This is a genomic window from Pseudomonas sp. NFACC51, assembly GCF_900103575.1.
Taxonomy (GTDB): Bacteria; Pseudomonadota; Gammaproteobacteria; order Pseudomonadales; family Pseudomonadaceae; genus Aquipseudomonas; species Aquipseudomonas fluorescens_Q.
This window is the reverse complement of the sequence record NZ_FMXH01000007.1, coordinates 65,323-82,126: the sequence shown is the minus strand read 5'-3', so window position 1 is coordinate 82,126 and position 16,804 is coordinate 65,323. Positions and strand designations below refer to the sequence as shown.

At 59.6% G+C, this 16,804-nt stretch carries 17 protein-coding genes and 1 tRNA gene; 5 read left to right on the top strand and 13 right to left on the bottom strand.

Annotation, left to right across the window (positions count from 1 at the left end):
- Positions 1 to 74: 74 nt before the first annotated feature.
- On the bottom strand, positions 75 to 1,319 hold the full coding sequence (gene urtA, locus BLT00_RS15550; protein ID WP_092144403.1) for an urea ABC transporter substrate-binding protein: 1,245 nt from the start codon (positions 1,317 to 1,319) through the stop codon (positions 75 to 77).
- Between the two features lie 320 nt (positions 1,320 to 1,639).
- On the opposite strand from urtA, the gene BLT00_RS15545 reads away from it, so the two are divergent.
- The gene (locus tag BLT00_RS15545; RefSeq protein ID WP_092144401.1) at positions 1,640 to 5,032 is read left to right on the top strand and encodes an ATP-binding protein; all 3,393 of its coding nucleotides are present in this window, start codon (positions 1,640 to 1,642) and stop codon (positions 5,030 to 5,032) included.
- Positions 5,007 to 5,699 (top strand): response regulator, encoded by a 693-nt coding sequence (locus BLT00_RS15540; RefSeq protein ID WP_092144399.1) that lies wholly within the window; start codon positions 5,007 to 5,009, stop codon positions 5,697 to 5,699. Before BLT00_RS15545 ends, BLT00_RS15540 begins: the two co-directional genes overlap by 26 nt.
- A gap of 190 nt (positions 5,700 to 5,889) precedes the next feature.
- Here the strand turns inward: BLT00_RS15540 and BLT00_RS15535 are convergent.
- The 9 genes from BLT00_RS15535 to thrS all read right to left on the bottom strand — a co-directional run bounded on the left by BLT00_RS15535 (position 5,890) and on the right by thrS (position 13,355).
- A tRNA-Pro gene (locus tag BLT00_RS15535) sits at positions 5,890 to 5,966 on the bottom strand.
- A gap of 90 nt (positions 5,967 to 6,056) precedes the next feature.
- Positions 6,057 to 6,413 (bottom strand): MerR family transcriptional regulator, encoded by a 357-nt coding sequence (locus BLT00_RS15530; protein ID WP_003179985.1) that lies wholly within the window; start codon positions 6,411 to 6,413, stop codon positions 6,057 to 6,059.
- Entirely contained in the window at positions 6,394 to 6,696 is a 303-nt protein-coding gene (gene ihfA, locus BLT00_RS15525) for an integration host factor subunit alpha (RefSeq protein ID WP_002553164.1), read from the bottom strand. Before ihfA ends, BLT00_RS15530 begins: the two co-directional genes overlap by 20 nt.
- A 3-nt stretch (positions 6,697 to 6,699) precedes the next feature.
- Positions 6,700 to 9,078, bottom strand: a complete 2,379-nt coding sequence (gene pheT, locus BLT00_RS15520) for a phenylalanine--tRNA ligase subunit beta (RefSeq protein ID WP_092144395.1) — start codon at positions 9,076 to 9,078, stop codon at positions 6,700 to 6,702.
- A 35-nt stretch (positions 9,079 to 9,113) separates the two neighbouring features.
- Positions 9,114 to 10,130 (bottom strand): phenylalanine--tRNA ligase subunit alpha, encoded by a 1,017-nt coding sequence (pheS, locus tag BLT00_RS15515; RefSeq protein WP_063320398.1) that lies wholly within the window; start codon positions 10,128 to 10,130, stop codon positions 9,114 to 9,116.
- Between the two features lie 109 nt (positions 10,131 to 10,239).
- Positions 10,240 to 10,596, bottom strand: a complete 357-nt coding sequence (gene rplT, locus BLT00_RS15510) for a 50S ribosomal protein L20 (RefSeq protein WP_002553161.1) — start codon at positions 10,594 to 10,596, stop codon at positions 10,240 to 10,242.
- 30 nt (positions 10,597 to 10,626) lie between these two features.
- Positions 10,627 to 10,821 carry a 50S ribosomal protein L35 gene (rpmI, locus tag BLT00_RS15505; RefSeq protein ID WP_002553160.1) on the bottom strand — a complete coding sequence of 65 codons (195 nt, stop codon included), beginning with the start codon at positions 10,819 to 10,821 and terminating at the stop codon, positions 10,627 to 10,629.
- 60 nt (positions 10,822 to 10,881) lie between these two features.
- Positions 10,882 to 11,433 carry a translation initiation factor IF-3 gene (gene infC / locus BLT00_RS15500; RefSeq protein WP_169432615.1) on the bottom strand — a complete coding sequence of 184 codons (552 nt, stop codon included), beginning with the start codon at positions 11,431 to 11,433 and terminating at the stop codon, positions 10,882 to 10,884.
- Entirely contained in the window at positions 11,433 to 13,355 is a 1,923-nt protein-coding gene (thrS, locus tag BLT00_RS15495; RefSeq protein ID WP_092144393.1) for a threonine--tRNA ligase, read from the bottom strand. Before thrS ends, infC begins: the two co-directional genes overlap by 1 nt.
- A gap of 371 nt (positions 13,356 to 13,726) precedes the next feature.
- Between thrS and BLT00_RS15490 the strand changes: the two genes are divergently transcribed.
- Positions 13,727 to 14,029 (top strand): hypothetical protein, encoded by a 303-nt coding sequence (locus BLT00_RS15490; RefSeq protein ID WP_092144391.1) that lies wholly within the window; start codon positions 13,727 to 13,729, stop codon positions 14,027 to 14,029.
- 289 nt (positions 14,030 to 14,318) lie between these two features.
- Positions 14,319 to 14,531 (top strand): cold-shock protein, encoded by a 213-nt coding sequence (locus BLT00_RS15485; protein ID WP_003179963.1) that lies wholly within the window; start codon positions 14,319 to 14,321, stop codon positions 14,529 to 14,531.
- A gap of 68 nt (positions 14,532 to 14,599) precedes the next feature.
- On the opposite strand, the gene BLT00_RS15480 is transcribed toward BLT00_RS15485, so the two are convergent.
- Together BLT00_RS15480 and BLT00_RS15475 are read right to left on the bottom strand one after the other, a co-directional pair.
- Positions 14,600 to 14,914 carry an I78 family peptidase inhibitor gene (locus BLT00_RS15480; protein WP_092144389.1) on the bottom strand — a complete coding sequence of 105 codons (315 nt, stop codon included), beginning with the start codon at positions 14,912 to 14,914 and terminating at the stop codon, positions 14,600 to 14,602.
- A gap of 162 nt (positions 14,915 to 15,076) precedes the next feature.
- Positions 15,077 to 15,382: a hypothetical protein gene (locus BLT00_RS15475; RefSeq protein ID WP_003203632.1), complete on the bottom strand. Its 306-nt coding sequence runs from the start codon at positions 15,380 to 15,382 to the stop codon at positions 15,077 to 15,079.
- Between the two features lie 128 nt (positions 15,383 to 15,510).
- On the opposite strand from BLT00_RS15475, the gene BLT00_RS15470 reads away from it, so the two are divergent.
- Positions 15,511 to 15,708, top strand: a complete 198-nt coding sequence (locus tag BLT00_RS15470; RefSeq protein ID WP_003203634.1) for a hypothetical protein — start codon at positions 15,511 to 15,513, stop codon at positions 15,706 to 15,708.
- A 48-nt stretch (positions 15,709 to 15,756) separates the two neighbouring features.
- On the opposite strand, the gene BLT00_RS15465 is transcribed toward BLT00_RS15470, so the two are convergent.
- Complete coding sequence (locus BLT00_RS15465; RefSeq protein WP_003203636.1) at positions 15,757 to 16,785, bottom strand: nucleoside hydrolase; 1,029 nt, start codon at positions 16,783 to 16,785, stop codon at positions 15,757 to 15,759.
- Positions 16,786 to 16,804 lie beyond the last annotated feature (19 nt).

The window sequence follows — 16,804 nt, the reverse complement described above, 5'->3', positions numbered from 1 at the left end:
AACGTTGGAGCTCCATCGCCGGCAAGCCAGCTCCTACGGAGTGTTGGAGTCGGCTTGCCGTGATGGCCCAGACCTTACTGATAGCCTTTAGGGAACGGATTCGGCTCGATCAGATCGGACTCGAACACCACTTTGAACTGGCCATCGGGCTGCACTTCACCGATGCGGGTCTTGCTCCACAGGTGATGGTTTTCATGCACTTTGACGTAGCCTTCAGGCGCGGTTTTCAACTCGATGCCCGGCGAGGCTGCAACCACTTTGTCGACATCGAAGCTGCCGGCTTTTTCCACCGCGGCCTTCCACAACCATGGGCCCAGGTACGCGGCCTGGGTCACGTCGCCGATCACCGAATCCTTGCCGTACTTGGCCTTGAAAGCGTCGACGAAGGCTTTGTTGTTGGGGTTGTCCAGGCTCTGGAAGTACTTCATCGAGGCATAGAAACCGGCCATGTTCTCACCGCCGATGCCCAGCAACTCATCTTCGGTGACCGAGAGCGTGAGCAAGGTCTGCTTGGCCGAATTGACACCCGCCGCATTGAGTTGCTTGTAGAAGGCCACGTTGGAGCCACCCACCACTGCCGCGAACACCACGTCGGGCTTCTTCAACTTGACTTTGTTGATCAGCGAACCGAACTGGGTGTTGCCGAGCGGGTAATAGTCTTCGCCGACCACGGTGCCGTGCAGCACGTTTTCAATGTGCTTGCGGGCAATCTTCATCGAGGTGCGTGGCCAGATATAGTCCGATCCCACCAGGTAGAAGGTTTTGGCGCCTTTGGTCTTGGCGATCCAGTCGAGGCTGGCGAGGATTTGCTGGGTGGCTTCCTGGCCCGTGTAGATCACGTTCTTCGACTGCTCCAGCCCCTCGTAGAAAGTCGGGTAGTAAAGCAGGCCGTTTTCTTTCTCGAAGATCGGCAGCACAGCCTTGCGCGACGCCGAGGTCCAGCAGCCGAACACCGTGGCCACCTTGTCGTTGACCAGAAGCTTCTTGGCCTTCTCGGCGAAGGTCGGCCAGTCGGAGGCGCCGTCTTCTTGGATCACCTTGATCTGCCGACCGAGGATGCCGCCTGAAGCGTTGATCTGCTCAATGGCCAGGCGTTCGGCCTGGATCGAACCGGTCTCGGAAATCGCCATGGTGCCGGTGGCCGAGTGCAACTGGCCGACCGTGACTTCAGTGGCGGTCACCGCCAGGCCGGTGCTATTGGCCTCGTCGGCCCATACACCCTGGCTGAACACACTGGCAGCCAATAGCGACAGGGCCGCCGCCCCCAGCGCCAGGCGGCGCGGCAACAGGCCTTTGGTCCGGATCAATCGTGGTTCCATGCTGCTACTCCTCTGCGGTGACGCTGACAGCTCGCCTTGGGGCGGCCGGCAACGGTGGTGGCATCAGCATGGCTGCGCGGATCGGCGACGGGTATACGCAGCCTGACGTAAGCGCATACGTCATTTGACGTAGGGAAAAATGCACCAAGGCGGCGCAGGCTATCGCTCCAGGCCCCGCCTGAACGGCACTGCGCGGACGCGCGCGCAGGCAACAGTTGGCGCGGCAAGACGGCGCGGTGCAGGGCATGAAAATTGCTCGGCTATCCGCCACGGGCACACCCGCCAGGCACGGAGCGCCTTGACCCCAGGAGTCTTTCGTCGTGCTTCCACCTGGCACCCAGCGCATCGCCAAGATCCGTCGCGACTACAACAGCTGGGTCGCCGACGAAACCATGGAAGACTACGCCCTGCGTTACACACCAAAGTCCTTTCGCAGGTGGTCGGAACTGCGCATCGCCAACACCGCCCTGGGCGCGGTGTCGTTCCTGGCCCTGGAGGCGATTGGCGGGGTGCTGGCCCTGAGCTACGGCTTCACCAACACCTTCTGGGCGATTCTCGCCGTGAGCCTGATCATCTTCCTCACCGGCCTGCCCGTCAGCTACTACGCCGCCCGCTACGGCGTCGATATGGACCTGTTGACCCGCGGTGCCGGCTTCGGCTACATCGGCTCGACCATCACCTCACTGATCTACGCCAGCTTCACCTTTCTGTTCTTCGCCCTGGAAGCAGCGATCATGGCCCTGGCCTTGGAGCTGTACTTCCATATCCCATTGGCCTTTGCCTATGTGATCTGCTCTGTGCTGGTGATCCCCCTGGTGGCCTATGGGGTGACCCTGATCAGCCGCCTGCAACTCTGGACCCAGCCGTTGTGGCTGGTGCTGCTGGTGCTGCCCTATCTGTTTGTGCTGCTAAAAAACCCCGAGGCCTTCAGCGACTGGACCAGTTTCCAGGGCCGTGATGCCAGCGGCGACTTCAATCTGCTGGCGTTTTGCGCGGCCTGTACCGTGGCCCTGTCCCTGGTGACGCAGATCGGCGAACAGGTCGACTACCTGCGCTTCCTGCCGGAAAAAACCGCGTCCAACCGCAAGCGCTGGTGGGCCGCCCTGCTCTGCGCCGGCCCCGGCTGGATCCTGCCCGGCGCCCTGAAAATGTTCGCTGGCGCCTTCCTGGCGTTTCTCGCCCTGCAACACGAGATCCCCATCGAGCGCGCTACGGAGCCGACCCAGATGTACCTGGTGGCCTTCGGTTATGTGTTCGCCTCGCCGGAATGGGCCCTGGCGGCCATGGTGCTGTTCGTCTTCGTCTCGCAGATGAAGATCAACCTGACCAACGCCTACGCCGGCTCCCTGGCCTGGTCGAACTTTTTCGCCCGGGTCACCCACAGTCACCCCGGCCGCGTAGTTTGGCTGGTGTTCAATGTGGCGATTGCCCTGATGCTGATGGAGCTGGGGGTATTCGACGTCATCGACCAGGTGCTCGGTCTCTACGCCAACATCGCCATCGCCTGGATCGGCTCGGTGGTCGCCGACCTGGTGATCAACAAACCCTTGGGGTTGTCACCGAAATACATCGAGTTCAAGCGCGCTCACCTCTACGACATCAACCCGGTGGGCGTCGGCTCCATGCTGATTGCCTCGCTGCTGTCGGTCCTCGCCCACTTCGGTCTATTTGGTGCGCTGGCCCAGGCCGCCCCGCCCTTCGTCGCCCTCGGCACCTCGCTGGTCATGACCCCGCTGCTGGCCTGGGCCACACGCAGCCGCTATTACATTGCCCGCACCAGCGATCCGCTACTGCTGCAACCGGTGGCACCGAGCACGCTGATCACCTGCGGCCTGTGCAGCAACCCGTTCGAAACCGCCGACATGGCTTTCTGTCCGGCCTACAGCACGCCCATCTGCTCACTTTGCTGTTCGCTGGACGCGCGTTGCGGCGATCGCTGCAAACCTCACGGGCGTCTGTCGGCGCAGTTCGAAGCGCTGTTGCATTGGTTGCTGCCCAATGCAACGGTGCCACGCCTGCACACCCGGCTAGTGCATTACCTGGGCCTGCTGCTCGCGCTGATCCTTATGCTCAGCGGCGCTCTGGCGCTGATCTATGGCCAGGCCTCCCAGGGACTGCCCCACTCGCCGCAAGCCCAGGCGACGCTGTACCAGGCATTTTTCCAGGCCTTTCTGACGCTCTCGGTACTGGCGGCCATCCTCGCCTGGTGGGTCGTTCTGACGCGGGAAAGCCGCCGCGTGGCCCAGGAAGAATCGGACCGCCAGACCCTGCTGCTGATGCAGGAAATCGAAGCCCACCGCTTGACCGACCAGGCCCTGCAAGATGCCAAGGAGGCTTCCGAGGCGGCCAACGCGGCCAAGAGTCGCTACGTCACCGGACTGTCCCACGAACTGCGTACACCGTTGAACAGCATCCTCGGTTTTACCCAGATCCTGCAGCGCGATGCGGCCATGCCGGAGCAGCATCAGGATGCCCTGGCGACCATCCTGCGCAGCGGCTCGCACCTGCTGTCGCTGATCGACGGCCTGCTCGATGTGGCCAAGATCGAGGCTGGCAAATTGCGCCTGGAACCGACGGAAATCCCCTTTCCGGAACTGATCCACGATCTGGAGCTGATGTTCACCCCACAAGCACGGGACAAAGGGTTGCGCTTTCGCCTGGAGCTGATCGGCAAGATGCCGGCGGTGGTGCGAGGCGACGAAAAGCGCGTCCGGCAGATCCTCATCAACCTGTTGGGCAATGCGGTCAATTTCACCGACAGCGGCGAAGTCTGCCTGCGGGTCAGTTACATGCGCGAGACGGCAACCTTCGACATCATCGACACGGGTATCGGCATCGACCCCGAGCACATCGAGCGAATCTTCCAGCCTTTCGAGCGCGGTGATCTGATGCGCCAGGACAAGGGCGTTGGCCTGGGCCTGACCATTACCCGCATGCTCACCTCGCTGATGGGCGGCGAGTTGCAGGTCAAGAGTCAGCAGGACAAGGGCACCTGTTTCCAGGTGCGCCTGTTTCTCTCGCAAGTACGGGTGCCGCAAGCGGTGATCCATGTCGAACACGACATCATCGGCTACCAGGGGCCGCGGCGTCTGGTGCTGGTAGTGGACGACCATGTGGACCATCGCAAGGTCCTCAGCGGCATGCTTACGCCCCTGGGCTTTGAAGTGGTCCAGGCCAGCAACGGCCAGGAAGCGATTCGCCAGGTCGCCCTGCTGGGGCCGGACCTGATTCTCATGGACCTGTCGATGCCGACGATGGATGGCTGGGAAACCAGCCGGCTGATCCGCCGCAATGCGTTGTCCACGGCACCGATCATCGTGATATCGGCCAATGCCTTTAACGACGAGCGCGAGCGCAGCCTGGCCAGTGTCTGCAACGACTACCTTGCCAAGCCGGTACACACCCCGGAGCTGCTCGAGCGGATCCAGAAACAACTCGACCTGCACTGGCTGCGCCGCGAAAAACCAGCCCCTGCGACATTCCCCGAACCGGGGATATTGCCCTCACAGCCTGACCTCATCGCCCTCGGCGAACTCAGCGCCATCGGCTACGTACGCGGTCTGCACGAAAAACTCGACGCCATCCAGGCCGAGACGCCAGCCACCGCCCCTTTCATCAGTTCGCTACGCAAGCTGCTGAAAAATTTTCGCCTGGACGAAATCAACCGCGCCCTCAAGGAGGCAGAAGATGAATGCACTGACCACAGTCGCTGAACCCGGTGTCGTGTTGATTGTGGACGACACCCCGGACAACCTCGCCATGCTCTCCGACGCCCTCAATGATGCCGGCTACATGGTGCTGGTGGCCCTCGACGGGCTCAGCGCCCTGAACCGCATCGAACGCCGGCGTCCAGACCTGATCCTGCTGGATGCGATGATGCCGGGCCTGGACGGCTTCGAGACCTGCCGGCGGATCAAGGAGCAACCGGCCAACGCCGATATTCCAGTGCTGTTCATGACCGCGCTGACGGAAAGCAGGCATGTGGTCCAGGGCTTTGAAGTGGGTGGCAGCGACTACGTGACCAAGCCGATCCAGACCGACGAAGTGCTGGCCCGGGTCGCCGCGCACCTGCGCACCTCGCGCATCCTGCTGTCAGCCCGAGCGGCGTCACAACCAGCCCCGCCGAGCCTGGACGACGAGCCGGCGCACAGGGTGCTGTCGGCACGCTTTCAGCTCACCGGTCGGGAAGTCGAGGTTCTGCGCTGGGTGGCCTGCGGCAAGACCAACCGCGACATCGGCACCATTCTTGATCTGAGCCCACGCACCGTGAACAAACATCTGGAACATGTGTATGTGAAGTTAGGTGTAGAAACACGCACAGCCGCGACCTCCGTGGCCTTGTCGGCCATGACCGACTCTCGCAACAGTGCTTCAAGGTGAGCCACGACAACCGAACGTATTGTTGGATGAGCACTGGGGCCGTTTTCGTCCATGACAGAACCTGGTGGATGAAGCAGGAACGTTAGAAACGGCTCTGGATTTTCAGCCCTGCCACCCAGGCAATGCGGGGGTATTTTTTAGGCATGAAAAAGCCCAACCTTTTCAGATTGGGCTAAGTCATTGAAAAATATGGTCGGGACGGAGTGATTCGAACACTCGACCCCTAGCACCCCATGCTAGTGCGCTACCGGACTGCGCTACGCCCCGACTAGGCGTGAATCTTGTTCCGCTTCTCAACGGAACGCTCAGGAATATATCGCAAGCTTTTGAAAACTGGAAGTATTTAAAAGCAGAAATTTATTTCTTGAGCACCACCAGCACATCTTCAAGCTCGGCGATCATCTGGCGGATCATCTGTTTGTACTGGGTTGTATCGTCTTTGGCCTCATCACCGGAGAGGCGCAGGCGTGCGCCGCCGATGGTGAACCCCTGATCGTACAGCAGCGCGCGGATCTGCCGGATCATCAGCACGTCTTGTCGCTGATAATACCGGCGGTTTCCGCGGCGCTTGACCGGGTTGAGTTGAGGAAACTCCTGCTCCCAATAGCGCAGCACGTGCGGCTTTACCGCACACAGCTCGCTGACTTCACCAATGGTGAAGTAGCGTTTGCCCGGGATGACGGGTAGTTCGTCGTTATGACTTGGTTCCAGCATAAGCCTCAACTCGGGCCTTCAACTTCTGCCCTGGACGAAAGGTGACCACACGGCGAGCCGTGATCGGGATTTCTTCTCCCGTTTTCGGATTGCGGCCAGGCCGCTGGCGTTTGTCCCGAAGGTCGAAATTGCCGAAACCGGACAACTTGACCTGCTCGTTGTCTTCCAGAGCGTGCCTGATTTCTTCGAAAAACAGTTCGACCAATTCTTTGGCCTCCCGTTTATTCAGGCCCAGCTCCTCATACAGACGTTCCGCCATCTCAGCTTTCGTCAGAGCCCCCATACGTCACTTCCTTAACGTGGCGTTCAACCTGTTTTCGAGCGAGGTGAGGATGTTCTGCGTTGCGGTATTCACCTCATCGTCATTAAGAGTGCGCGATGGATGCTGCCAGGTCAAGCCAACTGCAAGGCTTTTTCTATGCGGATCAATGCCTTTACCCTGATACACGTCAAATAGCCTGAGGTCCGTGAGCCATTCGCCTGCATTTTCACGGATTACCTCCAGCACAGCGCTGGATGCAACGTCGCGATCAGCCAGCAGCGCCAGGTCACGACGCACTTCAGGAAAGCGCGATAACTCCTGGAATTTCGGCATTTTCCCCTGGGCGACTTCAGCCAGAACCAGCTCGAAAACGAAGACCGGACGATCAAGGCCCAGGGTTTTCGACAGTTCCGGGTGAATGGCACCGACATAGCCGACTTCACGCCCGTCTCGCTCGATACGTGCGGTCTGTCCAGGATGCAGCGCTGGATGCTTGCCCGGCACGAAAGTGAACGCGTCGAGCGCACCGGCGAAGCCGAGCACCGCTTCCACGTCAGCCTTGACGTCGAAGAAATCGACGACATCGCGACCTTGCGCCCAGCCTTCCGGCAAGCGACTGCCGCAGACCACACCGGCCAGCATCGACTCTTGCTTCAAGCCGTCCAGTTGACCGACGAAGCGCAGGCCGCTTTCGAACAGACGCACGCGATCCTGCTGACGGTTCAGGTTGTGCTGCAGCGATTTGACCAAACCAGGCCACAGCGACGAGCGCATGGCCGCCATGTCGTTGGAGATCGGGTTGGCCAGCAACAGCGGCTCGACACCCGGATTGAACAGCTCGAACTGACGCGGATCGATGAAGCTGTAGGTGATCGCTTCCTGATAACCGCGGGCCACCAGCAGGCGGCGCAGTTCCGGCAGGTCGCTGCGAGCTTCAGCCTTGGCCTGTGGGGCCAGGCGTGCTTGCGGGTAGCGAACCGGCAGGCGGTTGTAGCCATACAGGCGGGCCAGTTCTTCGATCAGGTCGACTTCCAGGCTGATATCGAAGCGATGGCTTGGCACTTCGACGCGCCACTGCCCTGCCCCATCCGCACTGATACCCAGGCCAAGGGCACTGAGCAGGCGCTCGACTTCGGCAGCGTCCATTTCCATGCCCAGCATCTGGGTGATGCGTTGGGCACGCAGGGTGATCGGAGCGATCTTCGGCAGGTGCTGTTCGCTGACGGTTTCGATGATCGGGCCGGCTTCGCCACCGGTGATGTCCAGCAGCAGGCCAGTGGCGCGCTCCATGGCTTCACGGGCCAGTTGCCAGTCCACGCCACGCTCGTAACGGTGCGAGGCATCGGTGTGCAGCCCATAGGAGCGCGCCTTGCCAGCCACTGCGATCTGGTCGAAGAACGCGCTTTCAAGGAATACGTCACGGGTCGTGGTGGAGACGCCGCTGTGCTCGCCCCCCATTACGCCGGCAATCGCCAAGGCGCGGGAATGGTCGGCAATCACCAGTGTATCGCTGCGCAAGGTCACTTCCTGGCCGTCGAGCAGGACCAGCTTCTCGCCCTCTTCGGCCATGCGCACGCGAATACCGCCGTTGATTTCGGCGAGATCGAACGCGTGCAGCGGTTGACCCAGCTCCAGCATCACGTAGTTGGTGATGTCGACGGCGGCGTCGATGCTGCGCACGTCGGCACGGCGCAGGCGCTCGACCATCCACAGCGGCGTCGGCTTCGACAGGTCGACGTTACGGATCACGCGGCCCAGGTAACGTGGGCACGCCGCTGGCGCGAGGACTTCAACCGAACGCACCTCATCATGCACCGCTGGCACGGCCGCGACCACAGGACGCGTCACGGGGACGGCATACAGCGCGCCGACTTCGCGGGCCAGGCCGGCCAGGGACAGGCAGTCGCCACGGTTCGGCGTCAGGTCGACCTCGATGCTCGCATCGTCCAGGCCCAGGTATTCACGAATATCCTGGCCCACCGGCGCATCCGCCGGCAGTTCCATCAAGCCATCGTTGCCTTCGCCAATCTGCAGCTCGGCCTGGGAGCACAACATGCCGTTGGACTCGACGCCGCGCAGCTTGGCTTTCTTGATCTTGAAGTCGCCCGGCAGCTCGGCACCGATCATGGCGAACGGGATCTTCAGACCCGGGCGCACGTTGGGCGCGCCGCAGACCACCTGGAAGGTTTCCGCGCCATTGCTGACCTGGCAAACCCGCAATTTGTCAGCGTCTGGGTGTTGCTCGGTGCTCAACACCTCGCCCACCACCACGCCGCTGAAATCACCGGCGGCCGGCGTGACGCTATCGACCTCGAGGCCGGCCATCGACAGGCGAGCAACCAGCTCGTCCCGACTTACCTGCGGGCTTACCCAGCCGCGCAGCCACTGTTCACTGAATTTCATCCTGCTCTCCCAATAGATTCGTTACGGACTGCGGCCTAGCGAAATTGCGCAAGGAATCGCAAGTCGTTGTCGAAGAACAGGCGCAAGTCATTCACACCGTAACGCAGCATGGCCAGGCGCTCGGCGCCCATGCCGAAAGCAAAACCCGAGAATTCTTCCGGATCGATACCGGACATACGCAGCACGTTCGGGTGAACCATGCCGCAGCCCATGACTTCCAGCCAGCCAGTCTGTTTGCAGACGCGGCAGCCTTTGCCACTGCACATCACGCATTCCATGTCGACTTCAGCGGAAGGCTCGGTGAACGGGAAGTACGAAGGGCGGAAACGCACGGCCAGTTCTTTTTCGAAGAACACCCGCAGGAACTCTTCGATCGTGCCTTTGAGGTCGGCGAAATTGATGTCGCGATCAACCAGCAGGCCTTCGACCTGGTGGAACATCGGCGAGTGGGTGATATCGGAGTCGCTGCGGTACACACGGCCTGGGCAGACGATGCGGATCGGCGGCTGCTGCGATTCCATGGTGCGGACCTGTACCGGCGAGGTATGGGTGCGCAACAGCATGTTCGCATTGAAGTAGAAGGTGTCATGCATCGACCGGGCCGGGTGATGGCCTGGGATGTTGAGCGCTTCAAAGTTGTGGTAGTCGTCTTCGACCTCAGGGCCTTCGGCAATGCCGTAGCCGATGTGGGTGAAGAACTGCTCGATGCGTTCCAGCGTGCGGGTGACCGGATGCAGGCCGCCGGAAGTCTGGCCACGGCCAGGCAGGGTCACGTCGATGGACTCGGCGGCGAGTTTGGCAGCCAGATCCGCCTCCTCGAACAACGCCTTGCGCGCGTTAAGGACCTCTGTGACACGTTCCTTGGCAACGTTGATCAGCGCACCGACCTGCGGACGCTCTTCGGCCGGCAGGTTCCCCAGGGTCTTCATCACCTGGGTCAACTCGCCCTTCTTGCCAAGGTACAGAACCCGGATTTGCTCCAGGGCATTGATATCTTCAGCGCTTTGCACAGCCTCTAGTGCTTGAGCGACCAGCGCATCCAGGTTTTCCATGTACAGACTCCAGATACAAAATAGGGGAAGAGCTTTAAGGCTCTTCCCCTATTTATGACGTTTAACACCCGAGCCCACAGAGGTGAGCCCTGGTGACTGTCGGGGGTACTTAAGCCAAGGTGGCTTTAGCTTTCTCGACAATCGCAGCAAACGCCGCTTTTTCGTTCACTGCCAGATCAGCCAGAACCTTACGGTCGATCTCGATGGACGCTTTTTTCAGGCCGGCAATGAAACGGCTGTAGGACAGACCGTTAACACGAGCACCAGCGTTGATACGAGCGATCCACAGAGCGCGGAACTGACGTTTTTTCTGACGACGGTCACGGTAGGCGTATTGGCCTGCCTTGATTACCGCTTGCTTGGCAACACGGAATACGCGGGAACGCGCGCCGTAGTAGCCTTTAGCAAGTTTCAGAATTTTTTTGTGACGCTTACGGGCAATGACGCCACGCTTTACACGAGCCATGAGTTACTTCCTCTATTCTTGATCCAAAAATTAACGAAGGCGCAGCATGCGCTCGACTTTTGCCACGTCAGACGGATGCAGCAAGCTGCTACCGCGCAGTTGACGCTTACGCTTGGTCGACATTTTGGTCAGGATGTGGCTCTTGAAAGCGTGCTTGTGCTTGATACCGTTAGCAGTTTTCAGAAACCGCTTAGCAGCACCACTTTTGGTTTTCATCTTTGGCATGTTCGGATACTCCGCATTCAGTTGATAAACATAATCGCAAGGCCTGCCGTGCCCTGGTGATTACTTCTTCTTTTTCGGGGCGATGACCATGATCAGCTGGCGTCCTTCCATCTTAGGATGCTGTTCGACCGAACCGTACTCGAGCAGGTCTTGTTCAACCCGCTTGAGGAGTTCCATCCCCAGCTCCTGGTGGGCCATCTCACGGCCGCGGAATCGCAAGGATACCTTGGCCCTGTCCCCGTCACTCAGGAAACGTACCAGGTTGCGCAGTTTTACCTGGTAATCCCCTTCCTCCGTCCCTGGACGAAACTTGATTTCTTTTACCTGAATCTGCTTCTGGTTTTTCTTCGCCGCGGCAATCTGCTTCTTCTTTTCGAAGATCGACTTGCCGTAGTCCATCACCCGGCAAACCGGTGGGACTGCGTCTGCGGAAATTTCTACCAGATCAAGCTTGGCTTCTTCAGCAATACGAAGCGCTTCATCAATCGAGACGATGCCAATCTGCTCGCCGTCAGCGCCAATTAACCGAACCTCGCGTGCCGAGATATTCTCGTTGATCGGGGCTTTCGGTGCAGCTCGTTTATCTTGTCTCATTTCACGCTTAATAATAATTACTCCAAATCTGGGCGACCACGCCGGGAAACCGCTTGCGCGAGGAACTCAGCGAATTCGGCGACGGGCATCGAGCCCAGGTCAGCACCTTCACGAGTACGCACAGCGACAGTCTGCATCTCGACCTCCCGATCTCCAATAACCAAGAGAAAGGGAACCTTGAGCAAAGTATGCTCGCGGATTTTAAAGCCGATCTTTTCATTTCTCAAGTCGGACTTGGCACGAAATCCGCTTTGGTTGAGAGTTTTTTCGACTTCGGCGGCAAAATCTGCCTGTTTATCAGTGATATTCATGATCACTGCCTGGGTCGGCGCCAGCCACGCGGGGAACGCACCCTCGTAGTGCTCGATCAGGATCCCGACGAAACGCTCGAAGGAACCGAGGATCGCGCGGTGAAGCATGACCGGGTGCTTGCGACTGTTGTCTTCGGACACGTATTCGGCGCCCAGACGGATCGGCAGGTTGAAATCGAGCTGCAAGGTACCACACTGCCACACGCGACCGAGGCAATCTTTCAGCGAGAATTCGATTTTCGGACCGTAGAAGGCCCCCTCACCCGGCTGCAGGTCGTACGCCAGGCCCGCGCTATCGAGGGCAGCCGCCAGGGCCGCTTCGGCGCGATCCCACAGTTCGTCGGAGCCAACGCGCTTTTCCGGACGAGTGGACAGTTTCATTTCGACTTCGGTGAAGCCGAAGTCCCGGTAGACGTCCATGGTCAGCTTGATGAAGGCGGCGGATTCGGCCTGCATCTGCTCTTCAGTGCAGAAAATGTGCGCATCGTCCTGGGTGAACGCACGCACACGCATGATGCCGTGCAGCGCACCCGAAGGCTCGTTACGATGGCAGGCACCGAACTCGGCCAGGCGCATCGGCAACTCGCGGTAGCTTTTCAGGCCCTGGTTGAACACCTGCACGTGGCAAGGGCAGTTCATCGGCTTGATGGCGTAGTCGCGGTTTTCCGACTGGGTGGTGAACATGTTGTCGGCGTAGTTGGCCCAGTGCCCGGATTTCTCCCACAGGCTGCGGTCCACCACTTGCGGTGTCTTGATCTCGAGGTAGCCGTTTTCACGCTGGACCTGGCGCATGTACTGCTCGAGCACCTGGTACAGGGTCCAGCCGTTCGGGTGCCAGAACACCATGCCCGGGGATTCTTCCTGGGTGTGGAACAGGCCCAGGCGCTTGCCGATCTTGCGGTGATCGCGCTTCTCGGCTTCTTCGATACGCTGGATGTAGGCCGCCAGTTGCTTCTTGTCGGCCCAGGCAGTGCCATAGACGCGCTGCAACTGCTCGTTCTTCGCATCGCCACGCCAGTAGGCACCGGACAGCTTGGTCAGCTTGAAGGATTTGAGGAAACGCGTGTTCGGCACGTGCGGACCGCGGCACATGTCGACGTATTCTTCGTGGTAGTACAGGCCCATGGCCTGCTCGTCCGGCATCTCTTCCACCAGACGCAGCTTGTAGTCCTCTCCACGGGCCTTGAAGACTTCGATGACTTCGGCGCGCGGGGTGACTTTCTTGATGACGTCGTAATCCTTCTCGATCAGCTGCTGCATGCGCTGTTCGATGGCCGCCATGTCGTCCGGCGTGAAAGGACGCTCGAAGGCGATGTCGTAATAGAAGCCTTCATCGATGACCGGCCCGATGACCATCTTCGCGCTCGGGTACAGCTGCTTGACCGCGTGGCCGACCAGGTGCGCGCAAGAGTGGCGAATGATCTCCAGCCCCTCTTCATCCTTTGGCGTGATGATTTGCAGCGTGGCGTCGCTGTCGATGACGTCACTGGCGTCGACCAGTTTGCCGTTGACCTTGCCGGCCAGGGTGGCCTTGGCCAGGCCCGCGCCGATGGATGCGGCGACCTCGGCTACGGAAACCGGGTGATCGAATGAACGTTGACTGCCATCGGGAAGAGTAATAGTTGGCATGGCGCCTCCTCTCCTAGTGGTGACCCCTACCAAAGGTCACGTGGGTTGGGATGAGCCAGTACAAGATCCAGTCCAGGCCATTCAATGACGAACGCCTGCCTTACAGCGGCAGGAGCCTTGCGGCCAACCGGGAAAACCGAACCAGAGTGACTGGGATTCAAATCAGGGTTATTTCGAACATTTGCCGCCGGGACGAGTTGTCATCCGCAGCCTGGAAATACCCGAGCCCGGCATGCTAGCACAGATGAACGGTCATCGCCGCGCTCGAATTGAAGCAGGCGTAAATCCACGGTTTTTATGCCAGAGTGCTGAACTGAACCGAGCGCAACGCCTCAGATATCAAGACATCGACCCGAAAGGAGCATCTTCGCATGCATCTCAATACATTGTTTGCAGTAGTCGCCCCACTCGCCCTGCTGCTTCCACTGACCGCCCATGCCGACTGGCCCAAAGGCGAGCGCGAAAAATACATGGCCCAATGCACGGAGGCGGCAACACCCCAGATCGGCCCGGCCGCTGCCAAGGCTCATTGCGCCTGTGGCGCCGATGCGATCAAGTCCTATCCAGCCTCGGACATCCAGGCCTTGATGGACAACAAGGCCACCCCGGATCTGCAGCAAAAGGCACTGGGCCAGATCGCAAAATGCAAGGCTGACAACAAGGCGAAAAAGTGAGAAAGCAGGCCTCCTGAACGAGCCCGGCAGGGTTGAAAAACACTGATTTCAGGCTTTTTTGAACGATTTATTCAGGTTTTACAGCTTTTTTTATCGTCTTTACTTTCGGCTGAAAGCCTTTAAAACCGGGCCTTTCAGCGGGTAAAGGCGGCAAAGCAAACACGACTGATTGGCAAACAGCGCGTCTGGGGGGGTCCCAAATCGAACATTTCGACTATGATACCCGGGTGTGCCCAGTTGGCCTGAGCAGCACAGTACACTGAAAATATATGTTTCTTGGAGATACACCATGTCTAATCGCCAAACCGGCACCGTTAAATGGTTCAACGATGAAAAAGGCTTCGGCTTCATCACTCCTCAAGGTGGCGGTGACGACCTGTTCGTACACTTCAAAGCTATCGAAAGCGACGGTTTCAAAAGCCTGAAAGAAGGCCAGACCGTTTCCTTCGTGGCTGAGAAAGGCCAAAAGGGTATGCAAGCTGCACAGGTTCGCCCAGAGTAATTTCTTGGCGCACTAAAAAAACCCCGTCCATGTGACGGGGTTTTTTATGGGCGATTGAAAACCGCCGGTCAGCCGCAGTTCACCCGGTTGACCACCAGGTTGGCATCGGTATTGAGATTCAGGCGATCGGAGCGGTACTCAAGCGTCACCATGTCGTTGGGCTTGAGGATTCGGGCAATCTGCGCGCCGGCACGGGTACGAGCCTGCTCCAGCAATTGTGGCGAGGCCTGCTTGCCAATGGCGAACTCGGCGCCCTTCGCTTCGCAACGGCCGTGACCGGACTCGGTCGCCACGGGTTCGGGAGTCGATTCCGAGGTGCTGCTGCAACCGCTCAAGACCACGGCGGCCAACAGAGTACTCAATGACGCGAGCTTCCAAGGCATGAAGCCTCCTTTTTTCGATAGATAAACAGAGAGCGTGCGACAACCCAAACGGCGCTTGGTTTCAACACCACAGCCGTCGGCCTGGCTCATCCGGAAAACCGGCAGTTTGCCTGAGCCGCCACTGCTGTTCAGACATGAATCGTGACTGGATATGAACACCGCTCAATAAACGTCGATGTAATCGAACGGAGGATTGGGCCAGTTATCCTTCAGCGCATTGTAGATCTGCATGACCCAGACCTCGTCGCTGGCCGCAACCCGTCCGACGTATCCCGAGCCCTTCGCCCAGGTTTCGAGCCGAAACAGCAAACCATCGATGTCAGCGCCACCGACCACACCCGAGGACAAATAGGCGATACCGCCCTTGGTCACGCGCAGCTGGGTATGCTCGTCATCACTGGCCGAGGCCAGCAATTGACGAACCGCCTCGAGGGTCAGGCCATCCGGAGCGTTCAAATCGATCTGCACGGCGGGGCTCCTTTAAAAACAAAAAAAAGAGTGTCGCACAGCCCTCCTCCAATGCCTAAGTCGCAGTGCCAAACCGGGGGCAAAAATGCTTAACTCCACTTACAGCCCTCCAACTCGCGAGCCCTACCATGAGCACCGTCAGCATCGAAGCCACCATCAATGCCAAATGGTCGGAGGGCCATAGCTCCTATAGCCCGAGCAGTCCCGAGGAGTTGGCAATCATCGGCATAGAATTGCTGGTGAGGGAACTGGGGACGGAGGTCGCCCGCAACTTCATCCAGCAGGCATTCGAACGCTATCCGAGCGTCGTCGACGCCGTGGACTGATGCTCACGCACCCGCAGGCCCACCTGCGGGCGCATATAGCCAGGCGGGTTACTTGAGGCGCGCCAGGCGCTCGGTCAGCAGGTCGAAGAAGCCCTGGGCATCACCGTTTTCCACCCAGAACGCGTTCTTTGGCGCTTTCAAACCATCGTACCAGTCGACGATGGTCTGCCCGAACGTCGGGCCCTCGCGACTGTCCACGACGACATTGACCGAACGACCAGTGAACAACTGTGGCTTGAGCAGATAGGCGATCACCGTCGCGTCATGCACCGGCCCACCCGTCATGCCGTAGTGCTCCATGTCGCCCTTGACGTATTCGTTGAGGATATCGCCCACCAGCTTGCTGGCATTGTTGTTCAGCGCCGCGATCTGCTTCAGGCGCGCCTCGCTGGTGAGGATCTTGTGGGTCACATCCAGCGGCAGGTAGGTCAGTTTCACACCGCTCTTGGCCACCACCTCGGCCGCCTGCGGATCGGCGAACAGATTGAACTCGGCCACCGGCGTGATATTGCCGCCGTTGAAGTGCGCACCGCCCATGATCACCACTTCCTTGATGCCCTGGACGATATCGGGCTCCTGCACCAGCGCCAGGGCCAGGTTGGTCTGCGGGCCAAGCATGGCAATGGTGATGCTGTGGGGCTTGGCCGCTTTCAGCGTGTCGATCAGGTAGTTGACGGCATTGCCTTCGGCCAAGCCCTTCTTCGGCTCGTGCACCGTGACACCCGACAGGCCTTCCTTGCCATGGATGTTTTCCGCGTAGATCGGCGTGCGCATCAACGGTTTCGGCGCCCCGGCATACACGGGCACGTCTTCGCGCCCCGCCCATTCCCGGGCCAGGCGAGCGTTGCGAGAGGTCTTGTCCAGGCGCACATTGCCGGCGACGGTGGTCAGCGCACGAATATGCAACTCCTCGGGCGAGGCCAGGGCGAACAACAGCGCCACCACGTCATCGGCCCCTGGATCGGTGTCGATGATCAGGTCGATTTTTTCCGCCGCCTGGGCGCTCGTAGCGGTGATCAATGACAAAAGCAGCAGACTCCGGATCAGTTGATGCATTTTCTGAGCATAGCGGTGCATGGCGCACTCCTTGTGCAGG